This is a genomic window from Nocardioides nanhaiensis (assembly GCF_039542785.1).
Taxonomy (GTDB): domain Bacteria; phylum Actinomycetota; class Actinomycetes; order Propionibacteriales; family Nocardioidaceae; genus Nocardioides; species Nocardioides nanhaiensis.
Map to the genome: position 1 here is coordinate 112,298 of NZ_BAABIM010000003.1, position 20,998 is coordinate 133,295.

Annotated in this window: 27 protein-coding genes; 12 read left to right on the top strand and 15 right to left on the bottom strand. The window is 71.0% G+C overall.

Annotated elements, in window-relative coordinates:
* The first annotated feature begins 31 nt into the window (after positions 1-31).
* From ABD948_RS14525 to ABD948_RS14535, 3 genes are all read left to right on the top strand, one after another.
* Complete coding sequence (locus ABD948_RS14525) at positions 32-1,147, top strand: ferrochelatase (protein WP_345267056.1); 1,116 nt, start codon at positions 32-34, stop codon at positions 1,145-1,147.
* On the top strand, positions 1,144-2,019 hold the full coding sequence (locus tag ABD948_RS14530; RefSeq protein WP_345267058.1) for an inositol monophosphatase family protein: 876 nt from the start codon (positions 1,144-1,146) through the stop codon (positions 2,017-2,019). Before ABD948_RS14525 ends, ABD948_RS14530 begins: the two co-directional genes overlap by 4 nt.
* A 131-nt stretch (positions 2,020-2,150) precedes the next feature.
* Positions 2,151-2,441 (top strand): DUF4193 domain-containing protein, encoded by a 291-nt coding sequence (locus ABD948_RS14535; protein WP_345267060.1) that lies wholly within the window; start codon positions 2,151-2,153, stop codon positions 2,439-2,441.
* 123 nt (positions 2,442-2,564) lie between these two features.
* Here ABD948_RS14535 and ABD948_RS14540 read toward each other — a convergent pair whose 3' ends face one another.
* Both ABD948_RS14540 and ABD948_RS14545 read right to left on the bottom strand, forming a co-directional pair.
* Entirely contained in the window at positions 2,565-2,882 is a 318-nt protein-coding gene (locus ABD948_RS14540; RefSeq protein ID WP_345267062.1) for a DUF4235 domain-containing protein, read from the bottom strand.
* Positions 2,883-2,944: 62 nt separating this feature from the next.
* Complete coding sequence (locus ABD948_RS14545; RefSeq protein ID WP_345267063.1) at positions 2,945-3,424, bottom strand: DUF3093 domain-containing protein; 480 nt, start codon at positions 3,422-3,424, stop codon at positions 2,945-2,947.
* A 96-nt stretch (positions 3,425-3,520) separates the two neighbouring features.
* On the opposite strand from ABD948_RS14545, the gene dut reads away from it, so the two are divergent.
* From dut to ABD948_RS14565, 4 genes are read left to right on the top strand one after another with little or no spacing between them, the layout of a single operon-like run.
* Positions 3,521-4,033, top strand: a complete 513-nt coding sequence (gene dut, locus ABD948_RS14550; protein WP_345267064.1) for a dUTP diphosphatase — start codon at positions 3,521-3,523, stop codon at positions 4,031-4,033.
* Positions 4,030-4,707 carry a DUF3710 domain-containing protein gene (locus tag ABD948_RS14555; protein ID WP_345267065.1) on the top strand — a complete coding sequence of 226 codons (678 nt, stop codon included), beginning with the start codon at positions 4,030-4,032 and terminating at the stop codon, positions 4,705-4,707. The genes dut and ABD948_RS14555 overlap by 4 nt, the downstream gene beginning before the upstream one ends.
* Before the next feature lie 20 nt (positions 4,708-4,727).
* Positions 4,728-5,102, top strand: coding sequence for an OB-fold nucleic acid binding domain-containing protein (locus tag ABD948_RS14560; RefSeq protein ID WP_345267067.1), 375 nt, complete (start codon positions 4,728-4,730; stop codon positions 5,100-5,102).
* A complete protein-coding gene (locus tag ABD948_RS14565) occupies positions 5,099-5,827 on the top strand; it encodes a DUF3159 domain-containing protein (RefSeq protein WP_345267069.1) in 729 nt (242 codons plus the stop codon). The genes ABD948_RS14560 and ABD948_RS14565 overlap by 4 nt, the downstream gene beginning before the upstream one ends.
* A gap of 167 nt (positions 5,828-5,994) precedes the next feature.
* Here ABD948_RS14565 and ABD948_RS14570 read toward each other — a convergent pair whose 3' ends face one another.
* Positions 5,995-6,666 carry a potassium channel family protein gene (locus ABD948_RS14570; RefSeq protein ID WP_345267071.1) on the bottom strand — a complete coding sequence of 224 codons (672 nt, stop codon included), beginning with the start codon at positions 6,664-6,666 and terminating at the stop codon, positions 5,995-5,997.
* Positions 6,667-6,691: 25 nt separating this feature from the next.
* Positions 6,692-7,342, bottom strand: a complete 651-nt coding sequence (locus tag ABD948_RS14575; protein ID WP_425576622.1) for a potassium channel family protein — start codon at positions 7,340-7,342, stop codon at positions 6,692-6,694.
* A gap of 75 nt (positions 7,343-7,417) precedes the next feature.
* Here ABD948_RS14575 and ABD948_RS14580 point away from each other — a divergent pair, with 75 nt between their 5' ends.
* Both ABD948_RS14580 and ABD948_RS14585 read left to right on the top strand, forming a co-directional pair.
* Positions 7,418-9,466, top strand: a complete 2,049-nt coding sequence (locus ABD948_RS14580) for an APC family permease (protein ID WP_345267075.1) — start codon at positions 7,418-7,420, stop codon at positions 9,464-9,466.
* A 16-nt stretch (positions 9,467-9,482) separates the two neighbouring features.
* Positions 9,483-10,646 carry a class I SAM-dependent RNA methyltransferase gene (locus ABD948_RS14585; protein ID WP_345267077.1) on the top strand — a complete coding sequence of 388 codons (1,164 nt, stop codon included), beginning with the start codon at positions 9,483-9,485 and terminating at the stop codon, positions 10,644-10,646.
* Between the two features lie 186 nt (positions 10,647-10,832).
* On the opposite strand, the gene ABD948_RS14590 is transcribed toward ABD948_RS14585, so the two are convergent.
* The 3 genes from ABD948_RS14590 to ABD948_RS14600 are packed head-to-tail and all read right to left on the bottom strand — an operon-like array spanning position 10,833 to position 13,796.
* Complete coding sequence (locus ABD948_RS14590) at positions 10,833-12,083, bottom strand: tyrosine-type recombinase/integrase (protein WP_345267079.1); 1,251 nt, start codon at positions 12,081-12,083, stop codon at positions 10,833-10,835.
* Positions 12,084-12,101: 18 nt separating this feature from the next.
* Positions 12,102-12,443, bottom strand: a complete 342-nt coding sequence (locus ABD948_RS14595; protein ID WP_345267081.1) for a helix-turn-helix transcriptional regulator — start codon at positions 12,441-12,443, stop codon at positions 12,102-12,104.
* Positions 12,444-12,503: 60 nt separating this feature from the next.
* A complete protein-coding gene (locus ABD948_RS14600) occupies positions 12,504-13,796 on the bottom strand; it encodes a hypothetical protein (RefSeq protein WP_345267083.1) in 1,293 nt (430 codons plus the stop codon).
* A 30-nt stretch (positions 13,797-13,826) separates the two neighbouring features.
* Between ABD948_RS14600 and ABD948_RS14605 the strand changes: the two genes are divergently transcribed.
* Positions 13,827-14,228: a DUF302 domain-containing protein gene (locus tag ABD948_RS14605; RefSeq protein WP_345267085.1), complete on the top strand. Its 402-nt coding sequence runs from the start codon at positions 13,827-13,829 to the stop codon at positions 14,226-14,228.
* Entirely contained in the window at positions 14,228-14,491 is a 264-nt protein-coding gene (locus ABD948_RS14610) for a metal-sensitive transcriptional regulator (RefSeq protein WP_345267087.1), read from the top strand. The genes ABD948_RS14605 and ABD948_RS14610 overlap by 1 nt, the downstream gene beginning before the upstream one ends.
* A 213-nt stretch (positions 14,492-14,704) precedes the next feature.
* On the opposite strand, the gene ABD948_RS14615 is transcribed toward ABD948_RS14610, so the two are convergent.
* The 8 genes from ABD948_RS14615 to ABD948_RS14650 all read right to left on the bottom strand — a co-directional run bounded on the left by ABD948_RS14615 (position 14,705) and on the right by ABD948_RS14650 (position 19,930).
* Positions 14,705-15,685, bottom strand: a complete 981-nt coding sequence (locus ABD948_RS14615; RefSeq protein WP_345267089.1) for a YeeE/YedE thiosulfate transporter family protein — start codon at positions 15,683-15,685, stop codon at positions 14,705-14,707.
* 192 nt (positions 15,686-15,877) lie between these two features.
* Complete coding sequence (locus ABD948_RS14620) at positions 15,878-16,570, bottom strand: hypothetical protein (protein WP_345267091.1); 693 nt, start codon at positions 16,568-16,570, stop codon at positions 15,878-15,880.
* A gap of 55 nt (positions 16,571-16,625) precedes the next feature.
* Positions 16,626-17,279 (bottom strand): zf-HC2 domain-containing protein, encoded by a 654-nt coding sequence (locus tag ABD948_RS14625; protein WP_345267093.1) that lies wholly within the window; start codon positions 17,277-17,279, stop codon positions 16,626-16,628.
* Positions 17,276-17,863 (bottom strand): sigma-70 family RNA polymerase sigma factor, encoded by a 588-nt coding sequence (locus ABD948_RS14630; RefSeq protein WP_345267095.1) that lies wholly within the window; start codon positions 17,861-17,863, stop codon positions 17,276-17,278. Before ABD948_RS14630 ends, ABD948_RS14625 begins: the two co-directional genes overlap by 4 nt.
* 34 nt (positions 17,864-17,897) lie before the next feature.
* Positions 17,898-18,524, bottom strand: coding sequence for an alpha/beta fold hydrolase (locus tag ABD948_RS14635; RefSeq protein WP_345267097.1), 627 nt, complete (start codon positions 18,522-18,524; stop codon positions 17,898-17,900).
* A 110-nt stretch (positions 18,525-18,634) separates the two neighbouring features.
* Positions 18,635-19,132 carry a uracil-DNA glycosylase gene (locus ABD948_RS14640; protein WP_193664518.1) on the bottom strand — a complete coding sequence of 166 codons (498 nt, stop codon included), beginning with the start codon at positions 19,130-19,132 and terminating at the stop codon, positions 18,635-18,637.
* A gap of 115 nt (positions 19,133-19,247) precedes the next feature.
* On the bottom strand, positions 19,248-19,568 hold the full coding sequence (locus tag ABD948_RS14645) for a DUF202 domain-containing protein (protein ID WP_345267099.1): 321 nt from the start codon (positions 19,566-19,568) through the stop codon (positions 19,248-19,250).
* On the bottom strand, positions 19,565-19,930 hold the full coding sequence (locus ABD948_RS14650; RefSeq protein ID WP_345267101.1) for a YidH family protein: 366 nt from the start codon (positions 19,928-19,930) through the stop codon (positions 19,565-19,567). The genes ABD948_RS14645 and ABD948_RS14650 overlap by 4 nt, the downstream gene beginning before the upstream one ends.
* Positions 19,931-20,063: 133 nt before the next feature.
* On the opposite strand from ABD948_RS14650, the gene ABD948_RS14655 reads away from it, so the two are divergent.
* Positions 20,064-20,996, top strand: a complete 933-nt coding sequence (locus tag ABD948_RS14655) for a 4Fe-4S dicluster domain-containing protein (RefSeq protein WP_345267103.1) — start codon at positions 20,064-20,066, stop codon at positions 20,994-20,996.
* Positions 20,997-20,998 lie beyond the last annotated feature (2 nt).

Here is a 20,998-nt window from a genome sequence, read left to right on the forward strand (position 1 = left end):
TGGATGAAATGTAGGTCCATACGATGGGGGCGTGCCTAATCCCGACGCCCCCGACACCACCCCCGACGTGACCCCCTACGACGCCGTCCTGCTGGTCTCCTTCGGCGGACCGGAGAAGCCCGAGGACGTCGTCCCCTTCCTCGAGAACGTCACCCGCGGCCGGGGCATCCCGCGCGAGCGGCTCGAGGAGGTCGGCGAGCACTACTACCTCTTCGGCGGCCGCTCACCGATCAACGACCAGTGCCGCGCCTTCCTGGCCGCGATGCGTGCCGACCTCGCGGCGGCCGGCATCGACCTGCCCGTCTACTGGGGCAACCGCAACTGGGACCCCTACCTGCGCGACACGATGGCGCAGATGGCCGCCGACGGCGTGCAGCGCGCGGCCTGCTTCGTGACCAGCGCCTACTCGTCGTGGTCGAGCTGCCGGCAGTACCGCGAGAACCTCTTCGACGCCGTCGAGGGGGTCGAGGGCGCGCCGCGCCTGGACAAGCTGCGGCACTACTTCAACCACCCGGGCTTCGTGGAGCCCGTCGTCGACGCCACGCTCGCGGCGCTCGCCGAGCTGCCCGAGGAGGTGCGGGAGGGCGCACGGATCGCCTTCGTCACCCACTCCATCCCGACGGCGATGAACGACTCCAGCGGCCCCCCGGAGGCCGGCGGCGGCGCCTACGTGGCCCAGCACCGCGACGTCGCCCAGGTCGTCGTCGACCAGGTGGCCGAACAGACCGGCGTGCGGCACGGGCACGACCTCGTGTTCTGCTCGCGCTCCGGCGCGCCCCACGTCCCGTGGCTCGAGCCCGACGTCAACGACCACCTCGAGGCGCTGGCCGAGCAGGGGGTGCCGGGTGTGGTGATGGTGCCGGTGGGCTTCGTCTCCGACCACATGGAGGTCATCTACGACCTCGACACCGAGGCCATGGAGACCGCCGAGAAGCTCGGGCTCCCCGCCGCGCGGGCCGCGACGCCCGGCGACGACGCCCGGTTCGTGGCCACGGTGCGCGACCTGCTGCTCGAGCGCGCCGCCGTCGAGCGGGGGCAGGAGGTGGCGCGGGCCAGCCTCGGCACCACCGGCCCGATGTGGGACGCGTGCCCGGTCGGCTGCTGCGCCAACCCGCGGGGCGAGCGCCCCGCGCTGTGCGGCCGGTGACCGCCGCCGACCCCTCGGGCGGCAGGTCGCCCGAGCAGACGCGGGCGCTCGTCGAGGAGCTCGCCGACCTCGCGGTGGAGACCGCGCGGGCTGCCGCCGCGCTGGTGCGCGAGCGCGCGGCCGGCGTCGTCCGCGTGGCCGACACCAAGACCAGCAGCACCGACGTGGTCACCCAGGCCGACCGCGACTCCGAGCAGCTGATCCGCGCCGCCATCGGGGAGCGGCGTCCCGACGACGCGTTCCTCGGCGAGGAGGGCGACGACGTCACCGGCACGAGCGGGGTGCGGTGGATCGTCGATCCGATCGACGGCACCGTGAACTTCCTCTACGGCCTGCCGCAGTACGCCGTCTCGATCGCCGCCGAGCTCGACGGCGAGGTGGTGGCGGGCATCGTCCTCGACGTCGCCCACGGCGTGAAGTACGTCGCGCGACCGGCCCCCGACGGCGAGGGCGTGGTCGCGCTGCGCGACGGCCAGCCCATCGGAGTGCGACCCGTGGCCCCCCTGGCCGAGCGGCTCGTGGGCACCGGCTTCAGCTACGACCGGGACCGCCGCCGGGTCCAGGGCGCCGCGGTGACCGAGCTGCTCGGCGAGGTGCGCGACGTGCGGCGCCTGGGGTCGTGTGCCCTGGACGTCTGCCTGGTGGCCGAGGGGCGCCTCGACGGCTACGTCGAGGAGGCGGTGAACCTGTGGGACCACGCGGCGGCCGGGCTGGTGGCGCGCGCGGCCGGTGCGCGCACCGAGCTGCACCCCGGCGCCGGTGGTCTGGACGCGCTGGTCGTCTCGCCCGCCGACGGCTTCGACACCCTGCTGGAGGCCGTCCGACGCTGCGGATTCCTGCGTGATCCCGCTCCCACCGCGGTCGCGGAATAGCCGACGGGGTACCTCGGTTGCAGTGACGCCCGCAGTGGTTCCCGGATCACGCTGCGGGGCGGTGTAGGCGTCCGTGCCCCCATGGTGCACAATCTGGCGCGCCAGATCCGGGAGAGAGGAGTGATCACGTCATGGCGACGGACTACGACGCACCGCGCAAGAACGAGGAAGACCAGTCCGAGGAGAGCATCGAAGAGCTCAAGGCGCGACGCCACGACAAGAACTCCGGCAAGGTCGACGAGGACGAGACCGAGGCGGCCGAGTCCTTCGAGCTCCCGGGCGCCGATCTCAGCCACGAGGAGCTCGCCGTCGAGGTGAAGCCCAAGCAGGAGGACGAGTTCACCTGCATGAGCTGCTTCCTGGTCCACCACCGCAGCCAGCTGGTGGACGAGAAGAAGATGATCTGCCGCGACTGCGCCTGATCCCAGGCGTCACGGGCAGACCGACACGTCGGTCCGCCCACCGAGGAACCAGAACGCCGACCCGGCCGCTCACGCGGGGGGTCGGCGTCGCTGTGTCCGGAGGGGTGGAGCCGGGGCGGTCCGTCAGCTGGTGGGCGCCTTCTTGCGCGGGTCCTGACCGTCCTTCTCCAGGCCCGGGGGCAGGTGCCCGGTCGACTTGGCGTAGTAGTTGGCCGCCTTGCGGGTGGCCAGCATCCGGGCCAGGGCGATCAGCGTGCCGCTGGCGACGGCCCAGGCCACGGCCTCCCAGATGTCGACGTCGGGGTCGGCGGGGTTGGCCGGCGGGTTCTTGCCGGTGGCCGCCTTCCAGGAGGCGGTGACCCCCTTCTTCGCCACCGTGCCGGCGCCGACGGCGGCGACGAGGGAGAAGACGGACCAGATCTTGGAGCTGTCGGAGGCCATGGGCTCACAGTACCCAGGGACGGACCCCCCAGACGCCGGGGTCGCAAGCACGACGACCCCGGTCAGGCGCGCGGGGAGGTGTCGCCGCCGGCCAGCTCGGTCAGCGCCCGCGCGAGGTCCTCGGGGTGCCGGGTGCTGAGCAGCCAGTAGGGCGCCGGGTCGGCGGGGTCGGTGATCTCCACGCGGACCGCGCGAGGCAGGTAGGGCCGCAGCAGCAGGAAGGCCCGCGCGTCCGCCTCGCGACCGGCCACGCGGCCGGTCTGCTCGGCGTCCAGCGCGTGGGCGCGGCCCAGGTGGCGGGCCTCGATCCGCGCGCGTCCCGCGCGCAGCTCGTCGTGGGCCACCTCGATGCGCGCGGAGCCGAAGCTGATCAGCGCGGCCGCCAGGAGCAGCAGGGCCACCAGGGTGACGCCGTAGGCCACCACGGGCGGCGTCGCCACCACGAGCGCCAGCCACAGGCTCGCCACCAGCATGGTGCCCTGCACCCACCAGCGCAGCGGCACGCCGAGGCGCTCGCGGTGCAGCAGGGCGCGGTCGGACACGGGAGAAGGATCCCACCCGGGCTCCGCGGGGGCGGCGGGGGGCCGGCCGGAGGCCAGCGGGGGCCCGTGGGGGGCGGGTGGCACTACTGTGCGGGCGTGCTCGAGATCCCCGTGGTGCGCCTGGACCCCGACCTCCCGCTGCCCGCCTACGCACACCCCGGCGACGCCGGCGCCGACCTGCACACCACGGTCGACGTCCTCCTGGGCCCGGGGGAGCGGGCCCTGGTGCCCACCGGCATCGCGCTCGCCGTGCCGCAGGGCTACGTGGCGCTCGTGCACCCGCGCTCGGGTCTGGCGGTGCGCCACGGCCTGTCCATCGTCAACACGCCGGGCACGGTCGACGCCGGGTACCGCGGCGAGGTCAAGGTGTTGCTGGTCAACACCGACGGGCAGGTCCCGGTCGCGCTGCGGCGCGGCGACCGGATCGCCCAGCTGGTCCTGCAGCGCGTCGAGCACGCCCACTTCACCGCTGTCGAGGCACTGCCCCCGAGCGAGCGCGGCGCGGGGGGTTACGGTTCTACCGGAGGCTTCGGGAGCGCCGAGCCCGGCGCACCCGCGCCCGCGGCCGCGCCCCGTCCCGGAATCGACGCCCAGGAGGGTCACCCGTGAAGTTCGGACGCAAGAAGGACGCGCGCACCGCGTCGGAGGAGTCCGTCGCGGCTCCCGACGCCGGCGAGGCCGGGGACGGGAGCGCGCAGGACGCCCCGCTGGGCGACGGCGGTCCCTTCGACGCCGACGACCTGCCCGAGAACGACGTGGACCGTGTCGACCTGGGGTCGCTGCTGATCCAGTCCGAGGAGGGTCGCGAGCTGCGCATGCAGGTCGAGGAGTCCTCGGGCAACGTCCAGGCCGTGATGCTCGTGGGGCAGGACGGCGCCCTGGAGCTGCGGGCCTTCGCCGCCCCCCGCAACGGTGACCTGTGGAGCGAGGTCCGCCCGCAGATCGCGGCCGACATGACCCAGCGCGGCGGCACCGCCAGCGAGCAGGAGGGACCCTTCGGCCCCGAGCTGCAGTGCCGCATCCAGGTGCAGCTGCCCGACGGAACCTCCGGCGTCCAGCCCTCGCGGATCATCGGCGTCAACGGGCCGCGGTGGCTGCTGCGCGCCACGCTGCTGGGCCGCCCCGCCATGGAGCCCGAGCTCGGCGCCGAGTGGGAGCAGATGATCACGCGCGTCGCCGTGCGACGCAGCGGCGAGCCGATGATGGTGGGCGAGCCGCTGCCGCTGGTGCTGCCCGACCACGCCCGCAAGATCACCCCGCCGGCACCGCCGGCCGAGAACTGAGCTCGGGGGAGCGGCCCGCGATGGCGCCGCAGGAGGGCGGCCGGCTGCGCCGCCGGCTGGTCCGCTGGACCCACGGGGGCGACGACGCCGCCCAGGAGCGCCGGCCCCGTCGCGAGGAGGGTACGCCCGAGGAGCGCACCATCGCCGAGGCGCCCGACCGCACACCCGTGGTGCTGCGCGGGACGCTGAGCAGCGTCACCCTGCGCCCCCGCGGTGGTGTGCCCGCCCTCGAGGCCGAGCTCGACGACGGCTCGGGCTCGCTCACCGTCGTCTGGCTGGGGCGGCGTCGGATCGCCGGCGTCGGCCCCGGCGTGGCGATGACGGTCTCCGGTCGCGTGGGCGTGCACGACGGCGTGCGCACCCTGTACAACCCGCGCTACGAGCTGCTGCCGTGAGCGCGCCCGACCAGCCCACCGGCCAGCCTGGCCAGCCTGCGCCGACCGTGGCGTCCGTCGAGGCGGTCGTGCGTCGTCAGCTGGCCACCGCGCTCGGCGGACGACGCGGCATGGTGGAGGCCGCCGTGCCGACGATCATGTTCACCGTGCTGTGGCTGACCACGCGCGAGCTGCTGCTCGCGGTCGGCATCAGCGTGGCCGCGGCCCTCGTGCTGCTGGCGGTGCGGCTCGTGCAGCGCTCCACACCGCAGTTCGTGCTCAACGCGCTCGTCGGCATCGGCATCGGCTACCTGTTCGTGTGGCTGGCGCAGCGCCGCGGAGGCTCGGAGGAGGAGCAGGCGCTGGCCTACTTCCTGCCCGGGATCCTCTACAACGGCGGCTACACCGTGCTGCTCGCCGTCAGCTGCCTGGTCACCTGGCCGCTGGTCGGCTTCATGGTGGGCAGCGTCACCGGCGACCCCACCGCCTGGCACGAGGACCGGCAGGTGGTGCGGCTCTGCACGCGGCTGACCTGGCTGCTGGCGCTGCCCTGCGCGCTGCGCGTCGCCGTGCAGGGGCCGGTCTGGCTCGGTGGCAGCTCGGGCGCGCTCGAGGCCGACGCCGCCATCGCGATCCTCGGGGTGCTCAAGATCGTGCTCGGCTGGCCGCTCCAGCTGGCCGCCCTCGCCGGCATGGTCTGGCTGCTGGGCCGCAACACCACCCCGATCGAGTCCGTCGCACGCTGACGCCGGGCGCGACGATGGCGACGGCCACCGGAACGGCGACGGGGACGAGGACGGAACTTGTCGGCCTGATGTGCTGCTTGTTGGGCAATGTTCAGGCCGACAAGTGACGACTTACCCGGCCCGCCGGGTAAATCCGGGGCCCGTGAGACGCAAGGGAGCGCCGAGACCTAGCCGCCGTGCGCGGAGGGGGCGAGCAGGCGCTCGAGCTCGTCCTCGCCCTCGTCGGGCACCACGAAGAGCAGCTCGTCGCCGGACTCCACCGGCTGCTCGGGGTCGGGCACGTAGACCTGGCCGTCGCGCAGGATCGTGACCAGGGCGCAGTTCTCGGGCAGCGGGATCAGGCCGGAGGGCTTGCCCACGTAGGGGGAGTCGGAGGGCAGTGTCATCTCCACCAGGTTGGCGTTGCCCTGGCGGAAGGTGAACAGCCGCACCAGGTCGCCGACGGTGACGGCCTCCTCGACGAGCGCCGACATGATCCGCGGCGTCGAGACGTTGACGTCGACGCCCCAGGCCTCGGTGAAGAGCCACTCGTTGTTGGGGTGGTTGACCCGGCCCACGGTGCGGGGCACGCCGAACTCGGTCTTGGCCAGCAGCGAGGTGACCAGGTTGACCTTGTCGTCGCCGGTCGCGGCGATGACGACGTCACAGCGGTCCAGCCGCGCCTCCTCCAGCGAGGAGAGCTCGCAGGAGTCGGCCAGCAGCCACTCGGCGTCGGGCACCCGCTCGGGGTGGATCGAGCCGGGGTTCTTGTCGATCAGCAGGACCTCGTGCCCGTTCTGGATCAGCTCGCGGGCGATGGACCGGCCCACGGCGCCGGCCCCGGCGATGGCGACTCTCACGACTGCTCCTCGCTCGTCACAGGTCTCACGCGTCCTGGTCCGGGCCGCGCTCGATGACGGCGAAGGTCTGGCCGGCGTCGCGCTCCACCATCACCAGGTGCAGCAGGTCGCCCTCCTGGATGACGCTGTCGCGGTGGGGCAGCATGCCCTCGCCGAGCCGGTCGATCCAGGCGATCCGGCTGCGGGTCTGCTCCTGGAAGTGGACGGTGCGGTGCCCCACCCACACCTCGGGCACGGGCACCTGGTCGACGCGGATGGTCCCGGAGGGGTCGCGGAAGTCGGGCTCGGCACCGGCGGGCAGGATCCGGCGCAGCACCTGGTCGGCGGTCCACTTGACCGTGGCGACCGTGGTGATGCCCAGCCGCTGGTAGACCTCGGCGCGGCCGGGGTCGTAGATGCGGGCCACGACCTGCTGGATGCCGAAGGTCTCGCGGGCCACGCGGGCGGCGATGATGTTGGAGTTGTCGCCGCTGGAGACGGCGGCGAAGGCGTCGCAGCGCCGGATGCCGGCCTTCTCCAGCACCTGCTGGTCGAAGCCGTGCCCGGTGATCTTCTCCCCGTTGAAACCGGGGCCCAGACGGCGGAAGGCGTCGGGCTCGTTGTCGATGACGGCCACCGTGTGGTTGCGGTCCTCGAGGCTGCGGGCCAGCGTCGACCCGACTCGGCCGCAACCCATGATCACCACGTGCACGCGCCCACCGTACTGCGCCGATGACCTCGCGGGGGGCCGACCTCCCGTACGCTCTCGCCCGTGGGTGTCCGAGGCGTCTCCAAGCGCATCCTGGTGGGGCGCAAGCTGCGCAGCTCGCAGCTCGGCGAGACCCTTCTCCCGAAGCGCATCGCGCTGCCGGTCTTCGCCAGCGACGCGCTCTCCTCGGTGGCCTACGCCCCCGACGAGGTCTTCATCATGCTCTCGCTGGCCGGCGCGAGCGCCTACGTGTGGTCGTGGAAGATCGCGATCGCGGTGGCCCTGGTGATGGCGGCGGTGATCGCCTCCTACCGCCAGACGGTGCACGCCTACCCCAGCGGCGGTGGCGACTACGAGGTCGCGACGGTCAACCTGGGGCAGACCGCGGGCACCACGGTGGCCAGCGCGCTGCTGGTCGACTACGTGCTGACCGTCGCGGTGTCGATCTCCTCGGCGGCGCAGTACGCCTCCTCGGCCATCCCGGCCGTGCACGACCACGAGGTGCTGTTCGCCTCGATGGCGGTGCTGGCGCTGATGGCGGTCAACCTGCGCGGCATCCGGGAGTCCGGCACGGTCTTCGCGGTGCCCACCTACGTCTTCATGGCCGCGATCCTCGGCATGTGCGCCTTCGGCTTCCTGCGCCTGCTGGCCGGCGACCTGCCGCAGGTGGAGAGCGCCGACCTGGTCATCACCCCCGAGGAGGGCATGGACGGCGCCCTCACCACGATGGGGCTGCTGTTCCTGCTGGCGCGCGCGTTCTCCTCCGGCTGTGCCGCGCTCACCGGCGTCGAGGCGATCAGCAACGGCGTGCCGGCGTTCAAGCGGCCCAAGAGCCGCAACGCCGCCACGACGCTGCTGCTGCTGGGCCTGATCGCCATCACGATGATGGTGAGCGTCATCGTGCTGGCCAAGCAGATGGGGCTGCGCTACGTCGACCCGCACGACCTCGACCGCCTCAGCCGCGACGGCGTCGCGCTCAGCGAGGAGACCTACCGGCAGGACGCCGTCATCGCCCAGATCGCGCGGGCGGTCTTCAGCGACTTCTCGCCCGCCTTCTACCTCGTGGTCACGGTCACCGGAGTGATCCTCGTGCTGGCCGCCAACACCGCCTTCAACGGGTTCCCGGTGCTCGGCTCGATCCTCGCCAAGGACGGCCTCGCGCCGCGGGCGCTCGGCTCGCGCGGCGACCGGCTGGCCTACAGCAACGGCATCGTGTTCCTGGCGCTGATGGCGATCGTGCTGATCGTGGCCTTCGACGCCGAGCCGACCCGCCTGATCCAGCTCTACATCGTGGGAGTGTTCGTCTCCTTCAACCTCAGCCAGCTGGGCATGATCCGGCACTGGACCCGGCTGCTGGCCACCGAGAGCGACCCGGCGGAGCGGCGGCGGATGCTGCGCTCGCGGGTCATCAACACGATCGGCCTCAGCTTCACCGCGGTGGTGCTGGTGATCGTGCTGATCACCAAGTTCCTGGCCGGCGCGTGGATCACGCTGCTGGCGATGGGCTTCTTCTTCCTCGTGATGCGCGGCATCAAGGGTCACTACGACAAGGTGGCGCTGGAGCTGGCGGCCAACGACGAGGACAACGTGCTGCCCACCCGGGTGCACGCGATCGTCCTGGTCTCCAAGTTGCACAAGCCCACGCTGCGCGCACTCGCGTTCGCCAAGGCCTCGCGGCCGAACATCCTGGAGGGTGTCTACGTCTCGGCGGAGCCCGCGGAGACCAACGCGCTGCTGGAGGCCTGGGACGAGCGCAACCTGGGCGTGCCGCTGAAGGTGCTGCACTCGCCCTACCGCGAGCTGGTGCGGCCCATCGTCCAGTACGCCAGCGAGATCCGCCGCGCCAACCCGCGCGGGGTCGTGGCGGTCTACATCCCCGAGTACGTGGTGGGCCGCTGGTGGGAGCAGCTGCTGCACAACCAGACGGCGCTGCGCCTCAAGGGCCGGCTGCTGTTCACCCCCGGCGTCATGGTCACCTCGGTGCCCTACCAGCTGCGCTCCTCCGAGATCGGGCGCGAGAGGGCCGAGCGCGAGATCAGCCGCGTGCGACCGGGCGACCTGCGGCGCGGCCAGGTGCAGCGCGAGGACGCCGACCCCAGCCAGTACCGGTGACGGCGGTGGGTGGTCGATGACCAGGCGACCTCGGGCTCGTCGTCCGCGCGGCCGCTCGCACGTGGGGGAGACCCACGAGGTGGTGGTCGGTCCCGTGGCGCACGGGGGTCACTGCGTGGCCCGGGTGCCCGTCGGCGACGGGCCCGAGCCCGCCCTGCGCGTGGTGTTCGTGCGCCACGCGCTGCCGGGGGAGCGCGTGGTGCTGCGCGTCACCGAGGGCACGGCGGGCGACAGCTTCTGGCGGGGTGACGCCGTGCAGGTGCTCGAGCCCTCGCCCGACCGCGTCACCGCCCCCTGCCCGGTGTCCGGACCGGACGGCTGCGGGGGCTGCGACTTCCAGCACGTGGCCCTGCCCGCCCAGCGCGCGCTGAAGGCCGCCGTGGTGGCCGAGCAGCTGCGCCGCCTCGCGGGCCTCGAGGTCGACGTCGAGGTGGAGGCCGTGCCCGGCGACGACGAGGGGCTGCGCTGGCGCACCCGGCAGCGCTACGTGGCGCTCGAGCCGCCGGTGGACGGCGTCGACGGGCCGGTCGACCGTGGCATGCGCAAGCACCGCTCGCGCGAGGTGGTGCCGGTGGCCGACTGCCTGATCGAGGCACCGCACGGCCCGGTGCACCGGGTGCGCGACCGCGACTTCGACGTGGCCCGGGGCGGCTTCTGGCAGGTGCATCCCGGTGCGCCGGAGGCTCTCGTGGCCGCCGTCCTGGAGGCGCTCCAGCCACGACCGGGGGAGTCGGCGCTCGACCTCTACGCCGGCGTCGGGCTGTTCTCGGCCTTCCTGGCCGACGCCGTGGGCCCGACCGGACGTGTGCTGGCCGTGGAGGGCGAGCCGTCGGCCGCCGCGCTGCTGGGCACCAACGTCCCCGGCGTCGAGCCGCACACCGGCGACGTCGCCGAGGTGCTCACCGCCCTGGCCGCCGAGCGCGTCGAGCCGGTCGACCTCGTGGTGCTGGATCCGCCGCGGGCGGGCGCCAAGCGCGCCGTCGTCGAGCAGGTGGTGGCGCGCACGCCGCGCGCGGTGGCCTACGTGGCGTGCGACCCCGCGGCGCTGGCCCGCGACCTCGCGGTCTTCGCCGAGCACGGCTACCAGCTGCGCACCCTGCGCGCCTTCGACCTGTTCCCGATGACGCACCACGTCGAATGTGTCGCGTTGCTGACGAAAACCGGCTCTGACCTGCGGTGATGCAAGTCGGGGTGCTGGCGCCGGCCTCGACAATCGGGGCTTAGGGCGCACTTTGGGCGCACTTTGAGTTTTGAGACCGGTTCAGATGCCGGGCCTGGAGACCCCCGAGAACGCGAGAAACGGCCCGTAGACCGACGCGTAGTGCGAAGAGGGCTCACGGGGGCCGTTCCGGGGGTCTGAGGGCTCTCAGAGCCCAACTTCGGGATCGTCGGCGGGCTCAGTCCGAGGAGCAAGCCGCTCCGTCGCGGCGCGGTAGTCCGGCACCACGAGCCGGCGGTTGATGTAGTGCCGTTCGGTGACCGTCTTGGACGTGTGGCCGAGCTGATCCTTGGCGGCGTCGGCGTCGGCGTCGTAGACCTCGTCGATCTCGGTTGCCACTGTCCGGCGGAAGGAGTGGGGCGAGACGTCGCTGAGCGCGGCGATGTCGGCGTACTCGTCGAGCTGGCGGATGTGCCACAGCCGGCTCAGGATGTTGCCGGGGAAGTGCCAGGTTCCGTTGCGGCTGGCGAAGACTGCGTCGATGTCGTTCGGTGGCTGCTCCAGCTTGCGTCGGAGCAGGATGGCAACGGCCCAGTCGGGGAGTGCGATGGGGCGGATCGCGGCGTGGGTTTTACCGTAGTCGACCCGCTTGTCCTTGGAGGTGATCTGGCCGTTGACCATGAGCCACGGGAACCAGGTCTCGTCGTCGCGGCGCGCGGGAGGGGCGGTCAACTCGATGTCGGACCAGCGCAGGGCGAGCAGTTCGCCGATCCGCATACCGGTGGCGATGAGCATGTCGACGATGTCCGGGAGGTCGACACTCTTAGGGCCATTGCGCCGCTCGGCGTTCGCCCACTCACGGATGGCCGCACGCACAGCGTCGAGGTCCTCGACCGCTACCGGCTTCTTCTTGACCTTCGGCACAGGGACAGAAGGGACGGCCGTGGCCGGGTTGCCGTTGATGGCTTCGTGGAAGATCGCCAGGTTGAACGCGCGCACGAGGACGCTGCGAATGCGCTTGCGCAGATCGGGAGAGACGCCGGCGCCGTCGAGCGCGGCCTGGATGATCACCGGCCGTACGTGCCGGAGTTGGTATGCGCCGAGCGGCTGCTCGGTCTTGTCCCTTTCCAGAACCCAACGGACATGGGATCGGTAGTAGCCCAGAGTCTCCGCGCTGGGTCCCCCCTCGGCCTGCTCCATCTTCTCGAACCAGAGGTCCAGAAGATCTTGAACAGTGTCATCGGGTGCGAGCGCACCATCGCCGAAGGTGCCGGTGTGCTCGATGAAGAACGCCTTGAGGTTGGCCTTCGCCGTGGTCTTGGTTTCTCCGTTCTTGCGGTACTGACGGACGACTCCGTCGACGTCGCAGTAGCGGGCGCGCGCCTGCCACGACCCGCTCTTCAACCGGAAGCAGCTGATCTCGCCGTAGGTGCCGACCATCAACTTCTGCCTTGCCATCATTCTCTCCTTCAGCCGTCAAGCGACCCCGTCAGGGTGGGTCGCCCGCAGGGCAGCACTACGCACCCGACTGGCACGGCGGCGGGTACGGATAACCTCGCGAGAAGGGTCTTCGTCGCTGTCCGGGTCCTCCGCGAAAGATTCCTCATGGGCACTCAGCCATCGGTCAAGCTCCGAGAGGCGGTACTTGAGGCGGCCACCGGCCTTGACAGCGCGCGGGCCGTAGCCAGGACGGCGAACACGCCATGTCAGCAGCGTCGCCTTGGGAACGCCGAGGTAGCCGCACGCCTCCTCAGTGTTCAGGAACGGGTCTCGCGCCATCGAGACGACGCTGTCTGACATGCTCATATCGCTGGACATTTGCTCTCCTCCGGTCGGCATAACTGCCTAGGTGCTCGGGCGCCGCCGATGGTGCGGGGGTTAGATGTTCGGGACATCGATGGCCCCTCCTTGGGTCGGACGGTGGATCAGCGCGGAGTGCAGGTCGACTCGCGTCGGTCCGGGGGTGGCCATGGGCGGTTCGTCCTTGGGTCGCAGCCGCTCGCGGACGGTCTTTACGACTGCGAGATCGGTCGCCGACGTGACGGGTACGAAGCGTTCGCGGACCGGGCGGACCAGTTGTCCGCCCCCGCCGACAAGGCGCGGGAGCGTCACGCGCTTGAAGAAGGCACCCTGCTCGACGCCGTATTCGATGACGTCGGCGATGCGGTTGTCGAGGCGGTTGAAGAGCAACTGGAAACCAGAGAGGACGCGTGGCTCGACGATCGTGTCGTGGGGGAGGGCTTTCAGTCGTGCAACGGCCTTCGCGCCTTCGGCCGCGGCGAGTCCGCCGTTTCCGAGAAGCCCGCCGATCTCACGCAGCTCCTTCTGAACGACGGAGTAGGTCTCGGCGCGCTCTGCCCATCGCCCGGCGAGTCGTTCGTCGATTCGGGCGGCGTACGGTGCGAGGTGCGTGGAGATGAGGCGCTGGGAGTCCACGACCAGGCGAAGGTTGGTCGCGTTGGGCGCGGACTTCATCCGGATCACGAGGTTGTGCTGCGCCTGCAGGACGCCGAGGATCCCTGGACGCGCCGAACCGGTGATGACCTTCGTCTTCGGTCGCCAGCCGAGGTGATCGACGGCGTAATCAGGCTGGCCGAGGTTCACGTCCAGCGCCGCTGCCAGCGAAGCCCAGCCGAGCCGCGCACTTTGGGCGAGCGGCTCCCAACCGGGTGTGTTCTTGTATCGCTGGTCGAGGACCACCAGTGCCTGGGTCAACGCGGCGACGTCGCCGACGAGAGCCTGGGCCTGGGGCGCGGTCATCTGCGCGGACACCTGCTCGCTGGTGTCGTGTTCAGCGAGGGCCGCTGCACGGGCGGCAAGACGCCATCGGTCCACCATCGGGTTGGCGCTCGGCGTGGCCAGCTCATCAGTCGACGCCGGGCGCGCGGTCGATTGCTGTCGGGCGAGGTCGAGCGCGCGCGCCAGTTCGCCGGCCGCTGTCAGATGTGCGCTGCTCACACCGACCGATCTGAACGGATTCGGCTGTGCTGGCGGCATGTTGGAGAAGGCCAGTGGGCTGGCCGCGCGCATCGCCTCGCCGAGCCAGACGAGGACACTCTGGCGGTAGGTCCGGATCACGCCACCGAGTTCCTCACGCTCCTCGGCCGTCGTCCCTACGAGCCGCTGCTGGACGCGGTGCTGCCGGAGAAGTGCCGCGAACTCGGCACGCATCGCCGCGCCGGTCTCCAGGAGGAGTGCCTGATGGGCGCCTACACGTTGTCCGTCACGATCGCGCGCCCGTACGCCGAGGTTGTGGACGCGACCCGTTCGGCCCTGGCCGACCAGGGCTTCGGCATCCTGACCGAGATCGACCTGGCAGCCACCATGAAAGCCAAGCTGGACGTCGACCTTCCACCGCAGGTCATCCTCGGCGCCTGTCGCCCGCCGCTCGCCTACGAGGCGATCCAGGTGGACCCATCGATTGCCACCGTGCTGCCGTGCAACGTGGTGGTCCGTTCTGTTGGCGAGGCAACCACGGTGGTCGAGGCCTTCGACCCGGACGCGATGATGGGACTCGCCGACAACGGGGCGCTGGACTCCGTGGCCGCCGATGCGAAGCAGCGACTAGTGGCGGCCCTGGCCGCCGTGTCCGAGGAGGAATGATGGAGCTCGACCCCACCGAGATGACCCCGGTCATCAACCGCATCAAACGTGCCCAGGGTCAGCTGGGAGGCGTCCTGCGCCTCCTCGAGGAGGGCCGCGACTGTGAGCAGGTGGTCACTCAGCTCGCGGCGGTGTCCAAGGCGCTGGACCGGGCCGGGTTCGCCATCGTGGCCAGCGGCCTCCAACAATGCCTGACCGCCGGTGACGGTATCGACAGCGTGGACGTGAAGAAGATGGAGAAGCTCTTCCTCTCTCTCGCGTGATTGCCCGGAGATCGCAACGACCTGGGGGCCTTGGTCGGGGCGCTCGCTCGGCCCATTGACGGCGCACCCTCTTCCCGCCTCGCTGGCGCGCATCGGGTCTACGGAGCTGCGGCGGGACCGCGCCATCCGCCGCACCTCAAGCGGTACATCGCCCGACGGTGGCCGAAGATCTACCGGCCGGGAACGCCTCTCGTGCGCGGACAGGCGCACCTCTCACGTGCTGCGTGCGGCAGGTGAGCGCTGAGCGACCGTTGCCGAGCCGAGACCCGCCCCCCACACTCCGGCGACCATGGCGGCCACCACCACGAGCGAGGAGACGTTCAGCTGGGCGACTCCGGAGAGGCCGTGGCCGAGGTTGCAGCCTCCAGCGATCCAGCCTCCGGCCCCGAGCAGGAGCCCACCGGCCGCGAGCTGGACGTAGCGAACCGGCTCCTCGCCGCGGACCCAGAACCCGCCCGCGGTACGAGCCGCCAGGGTGCCACCCGCGACGATGCCCACGAGGAACGTGATCAACCAGTAGTTGGGGGAGCCGCCGGCGATGCTCGCGACGGCACCCACCGAGCTGGGACCGAAGCTGGCGCCGCCCAGGGCTGCCAAGGCCCACCCGCTGGTGATCGCGACCCCGAGTCCCAGTCCGACCCGTCGCCAGCCCCACTGCCAGTCGTGGGCCGGGGACTCGCGACCCGGCCGAAACCGGAGAGCGATCGCGACGCCGAGGAGGAGCAGGACGGCCACGCCGAGGCGCGGCACCCCGAGCAGGCCGGGGATGGTCGCGGCCTCGCCACCCGCGAGCACCGTCGGACCGGGCAGCGTGAACTGGTGGGCGATCAGCTCGCCCGCTGCCCAGCCGGTCAGCCCGACGAGAGCTCCGAGCATGCCTGAGCCCAGCTTGTAGAACAGCCCTGAGACGCATGACTTGGCCACGACCATCCCGATGCCGATGATCAGTCCGCCGGTTACGTTCGCCACCGGACGGAAGGCCAAGCCTTGGTTGAGGCCGCTGGTGCCCGGAAGGAGGAAAAGCAGCGCGAGGCCCACCGAGGCCAGCGCCACGCCGAGGGCCCAGCCTCGGACCAGGAGGAACCGGCCGTCCATGGAACCGCGGATCGCGGAGTGGAAGCACAGCTGCCCCCGCTGGAGCACGTAGCCCATGGCCACGCCGGCCACCGCTCCGGTGATGACGGAGGTGATCATGCCCAGGTGCGGATGGCGCCGGCGACGGACGGGGCGGTCATCGTGGCTCCAGATGGGGTGTCGGCATTCCTCGATTCTGCCTGCCCCGTTCCACCCGAGGTGCGACGGCGTCCGAGGGCGGCCCGCTCGAACCATGAGTTACGCCCAGGGTGACGATCAGTGCGCGACGCCGGGAGAGCTTCCGGATCCCCTTCAGGATGCGCCGTTGATGCGGAAGTCGACGGTCTCGATCTTGGAGGCGACGCCGATGGCTTCGAGGTCGCGGCGGTCGATGCGGCCGTCGGCGTTCTGGTCGGGGACGACACCGGGTGCGTCGTTGTAGATGCCGTCGTGGTTCAAGTCGTCGATGACGGCGACGGTAAGCGTGGTGGTGACGTCCTTGCCGGCGATCGGGGCGCCGACGATCCAGGTGTCCCAGAGCTCGACGTCGTCCTTGGAGCGGTCGGTGACGCCGGTGAGGTTGAACAGGTTGGCCAGGTTGGTTCCGGGGCCGGAAAAGCCGGGCAGGGTGCTGTTGGTGGTGCTGGTGAGCACGACCAGGCCGGGCATCCGGTCGTCGGTGCCGGTCGAGAAGGTGCCGGGGAAGGGGGCGGTGTTGTTGTGCGCGGCCGGCCCGGTCAGCTGGTTGGCGGTGAAGCCGGTGCCTGCCAGCGTGGTGTCGTGGAAGTCGATGTCGAGGTCGACGAACCACCCGGCTCCGGCGATGCCGGCGTTGTCGCCGCGTCCGGGGGCGAGGATCTCGACGTCTACGGACTTGGTCGCGTGATGGCGGTCGCGGTGCCCAGCCCCAGCGGTGGCGGAGGCGCTGCCGGCGGTGGCGGCGTAGGTGCCGCCGAGCGCCGCGGTCACGGTGAGGGCGGTGAGGGCGGTGGTCATCTTCTTCATGGTGGATCCCTTCGTCGGATGTCAGGCAGGGGTACGCCGTCGCCGGCGGATCGGTTCACCGAGTGGCGGCGGAGAGCACGAGATCACCGTCGGAGTCGGTGACTCGCACCTGGGCCACGTCGCGCGGGACGAGTGCGGCGGCCCCGGTCACGTGCGCCTCGCCGTTGCCGGTCGATCCCCAGGTGGCGACCTGCTGGCGCTCGCCCTCGGGCGAGACGAGCCAGGCGACGAACTGCTCGTCTTGTGGGAGCCCCCGCAGGTCGAGCTCGACCGACGTGCCCCATGGCTTGGCGCTCAAGGAGGTCGCACCGGTGGCGCTCACCCCCGCCGGTGCGCTCAGCGCGAGAGTCGTTCCGACCGGTGCGTCGGGTCCGAGAACCAGCGCCGTGCCGACACCCGCTCCGGCGACCAGCACGACCGCGGCGGCCGCGGTGAGGATGAGCCGGCGACGTCGACGGCGGGTCCGCAGGGCTCCGATCGCTTCACCTAGGGCAGCATCGGAGGTTTCGCGGTGTGCTGATGCCGGGGCCCCGTCCCGCAGCAGCGCCGGCAGCCCGGCGTACGTCGCGAGCTCGTCGCGGCATGCGGCGCAGCTCGGGAGATGGGCCTCGAGCCGAGCCCGGTCGTCGGCGTCGAGACCGCCCAGGACGTAGGGGCCTAGCAGCTCGCGCAGCGGGGTGTGAGCGCGGTCCTCCTCGTGCTGGTTCATCGCTCGACTCCCATCTCTTCGAATGCGGTCCGCAGGATGCGGATCGCGTAGTAGGACCGTGACTTCACGGTGCCCGGGCGCAGTCCGAGGGTGCTGGCGGCCTCGGTGACCGTGGCGCCGCGGTAGTAGAGCTCGTCGACCACGGCCCGGTGTTGGGGTGAGAGCCGGTCCAGCGCCTGCTCGACGAGGTAGGCGTCGACGACCGCGTCGGCGCGGTCACCGACCGACTGGGCTGCCACGGTGTCGTCGTCGCCGACGAGTCGTGGGCGGCGCTCGTCGGCGCGCCACAGATCGATCACCAGGTTGCGGGCCACCGCGAACAGGTAGGCACGCGGCTCACCGCGACTCGGATCGATCCTGTCCAGGTTGCGCCAGCCGCGCAGCATCGTTTCCTGCACGACGTCCTCGGCACGGCCCCGGTCATCGACCAGGCGCAGCACGAAGGTCATCAGGGCCGTTCCGTGTCGTAGGTAGAGCTCGGTCAGCACCCGTTCGTCGGCCTCGGCCGTCCTCCCGGGTGCCCGCGAGCCCAGGCGTAGCGATCTCACGAGCCTGGGTACGACGCGCTCTCGGGATCGGTTCACCGTGTCGCGCCGTGCACGACGGCTCCGCGCGGGCTCACGGGGCAGCGAAGCGTTTTAGGCGTTGAAGTATCGCGTCGAGGACCGGTGCGGCCTGGTCGGTGGCGAAGATGTTCTGCGCGTGGGCCGAGCCCGGGAGGATCATCAGCGCGTTCTCCTCACCGGGGGAGGAACCGGCCAGCTCTGTCGAGACGTGGGCCACGGGCTCGTCCTTGCTGGCCACGAAGAGCTTCGGTTCATCCCCGAGCCCCTCGACCGTTGCGTTCGGCGACAGCAGGATCAGCTGATCGGCCAGCCCTGGGTCCTGGCTCGCGAGATCGAGGATGGCGTCGGCGCCAGCGCTGGCTCCGACGAGCGCGACGTCGGCGACTCCCTCGCCCTGTAGCAGTTCTATCGCGTCGCGAATCGCATCGGGGTCGATGTTCTCGACCGCGATCACGCTCGCCCCCTGGTCGGCGATAGCGACGGCTTGCTTCTCCCAGCTGGCCGCGTCGAAAGCAGCGCCATGCGCGAGGACAACTCCGTAGTCTCCCTCGCCCCATCTCAGCGCCGGGGCGCCGGCGACGGAGATGCTCTTCCCCGAGGAGTCGCCGCCCGAAGTGCTGTTGGTCGTCTGAGGCGACCCTCCGCAGCTGACGAGGGCCAGGACGACGACCGGTGCCATCGCGGTTCGCCTCAGGCTTTTGAGCATGTCCACCACACGAGGTCGCTTAAAGGCCTCGAGTACTTACAGGAAGCTGACGGCAGATGGCTGCGCACCAGGCAGTGGGCCGTTCACCGGCAGAGATCCGCGGCTCGTTCCAGAGCGGCGGTGGTTCGGCGGAAGGCCTCCTGGCGCCGGTGTCCGTTGGCGGGTGAGGGATGGGGAACGGCCAGGGTGGGGACGAGGACCGGGTGCTCGGCGAGCGTGAGGTACCGCATCCAGCCCTCCAGCGCCGCGCTGCCGAAGGGCACGACCACCCGGAGGTCGACCAGTTCGGCGAGCAGGGCGCTCAAGGCGGGGCGGGCCTCTTCCAAGTCGTTGACTCGGGGGCTGCGGAGTCGACCTTCAGGTCCGGTCAATGCCCAGGGGACGACGTTCCACCGCAGGCAGCGCGCCGGGTCGAGCCTGGAGGGGGTCAGCGCCCGGCGGACCTGTCGGGTGGTGGGATCGTCGTTGTCGAGCGAGCTGAAGCCGAGGTCGCCCGCGGCAACCGTCTTGGGGCCCGGCGCCTCCATCAGCAGCAGGACCCGGGCGCCGGTGCCAGCGCCGTCGGGGTCGAACCAGGGCACGAACCTGGTACCGCTCGGACCTCCGAACCGCCACCCTTCGACCAGCTGGTTCAGCCGACCGACCGGAACGTCGTGGACGCGGTCTCGCTTGCTGGCAGGGTCATGCAGCACCCCGTCAGCTCCAGCCCACGAGCGCGACACCGGTCGCAAGACAGAGGACGGTGATCCCGATTCCCAGTGTCACCACGCGCCAGGTGGGCGCCCCGATCTGAGCATCGGGCTGACGCACGACCCCCGACCTCAGGGCGGCGTGGGTGAGCGCGAGCAGGGCCACCACGAGGGACAGGCCGGCGAGACCAGCGGCCACCGGGAGCGGGAACGCCTTCTCGTGGCGGATCATCACCAGCAGCCCGTTAGCCATCACTGCCAGGGATGTGCGGGTCCAGGACAGCGACGTGCGTTCCCTGGCCAGGCCGACGTCGAGGGCTCTGGTCATTGACCGAGCTCGACGACGAGAACCACGAACACGCCGAGCGCGAGCACGGTGAGGGCGACCGCGAGCGTCACCGGCAGCGAGCCGCGGCGCAGGTGGCTGCCCCGACGCATCGCCGTCTGGGTCGATGTCCACCGCCAGAGACCACCGGCCGCGGACCCCGCGGCCAGGACGCTGAAGGCGATGCCACATGCCTCGCGAAACGACTGTGAACCCAGGTCCGAGGCGAACTGCACGATCGCCACGGCGGCGGCGAGCAGCGCGAGCGCGGTGCGCATCCAGGCAAGGAACGTGCGCTCGTTGGCCAGCGTGAACCGGTAGTCCGGCTCGGTGTCTTCGCTGACCTTGCGTGATGGCTCCGACATGTGGATCCCCTCCTGGGTGCGACACATCGTAGAGCCAGGACCGCGGCCCATGCCCTGACCTGACCTTTTCGGTCCCCTGGTCCCAAGCCTGACTTGGGTGCCGATGTGAGCCGTGGTCTGAGACGCTGCCCACATGGAGGATCTCGAGGATCGCCCGGTCCGGTGGCTGAAGGTCCTGGACCAGACACGGTGTATCGGGTGTCATGCGTGCACCACGGCGTGCAAGAGCGAGAACGAGGTTCCGCTCGGGGTGACGCGGACCTACGTGAAGTCCGTGGATGTCGGCGAGTTCCCCGCGGTCCGTCGGGCGTTCCAGGTCACCCGGTGCAACCAGTGCACCGACGCGCCGTGCGTCACCGCGTGTCCCACCGAGGCGATGCACAAGCGTCCCGATGGCATCGTCGACTTCGACAAGAGCATCTGTATCGGGTGCAAGGCGTGCATGGCTGCCTGCCCCTACGACGCGATCTTCATCAACCCCGAGGACCACTCGGCGGAGAAGTGCAACATGTGCGCCCACCGGCTCGATGTCGGGTTGGAGCCGGCCTGCGTCACGGTCTGTCCGACGCAGGCCATTCTGGTTGGGGATATGAACGACCCGACCTCGAAGGTGGCCCAGGCGGTCAAGCGACACCCTGTCACGGTGCGTCGCCCCGAGAAGGAGACAGGACCCGGCGTGTTCTACCTCGGGGCGCACCAGGCCACCCTCGACCCACTCGGGGCGACACGCCCCGAGGGCGGCCTGTATGCCTGGTCGACCCAGGGCGCCCCCGACCCCCAGCTGGTGCCGTCGGGTCATCCCGACGGAGCCCGGTCCTCGGCTGCGGCATTGCTGTCCTACGACATCCCGCACCACGCCCCGTGGGGGTGGCGGGTCAGCCTGTACACCTGGACCAAGAGCATCGCCTCCGGCGCGTTCCTGCTGGCGATCGCGCTGGCGCTGACCGGGCTGCTTGGCTGGGGTGGCGAGGTCACCCGGTATGTCGCCCCGTTGGTGGCGCTGGTATTCCTCGCGATCACCGGGGTGCTGCTGATCTGGGATCTCAAGCATCCGTTCCGATTCTGAAT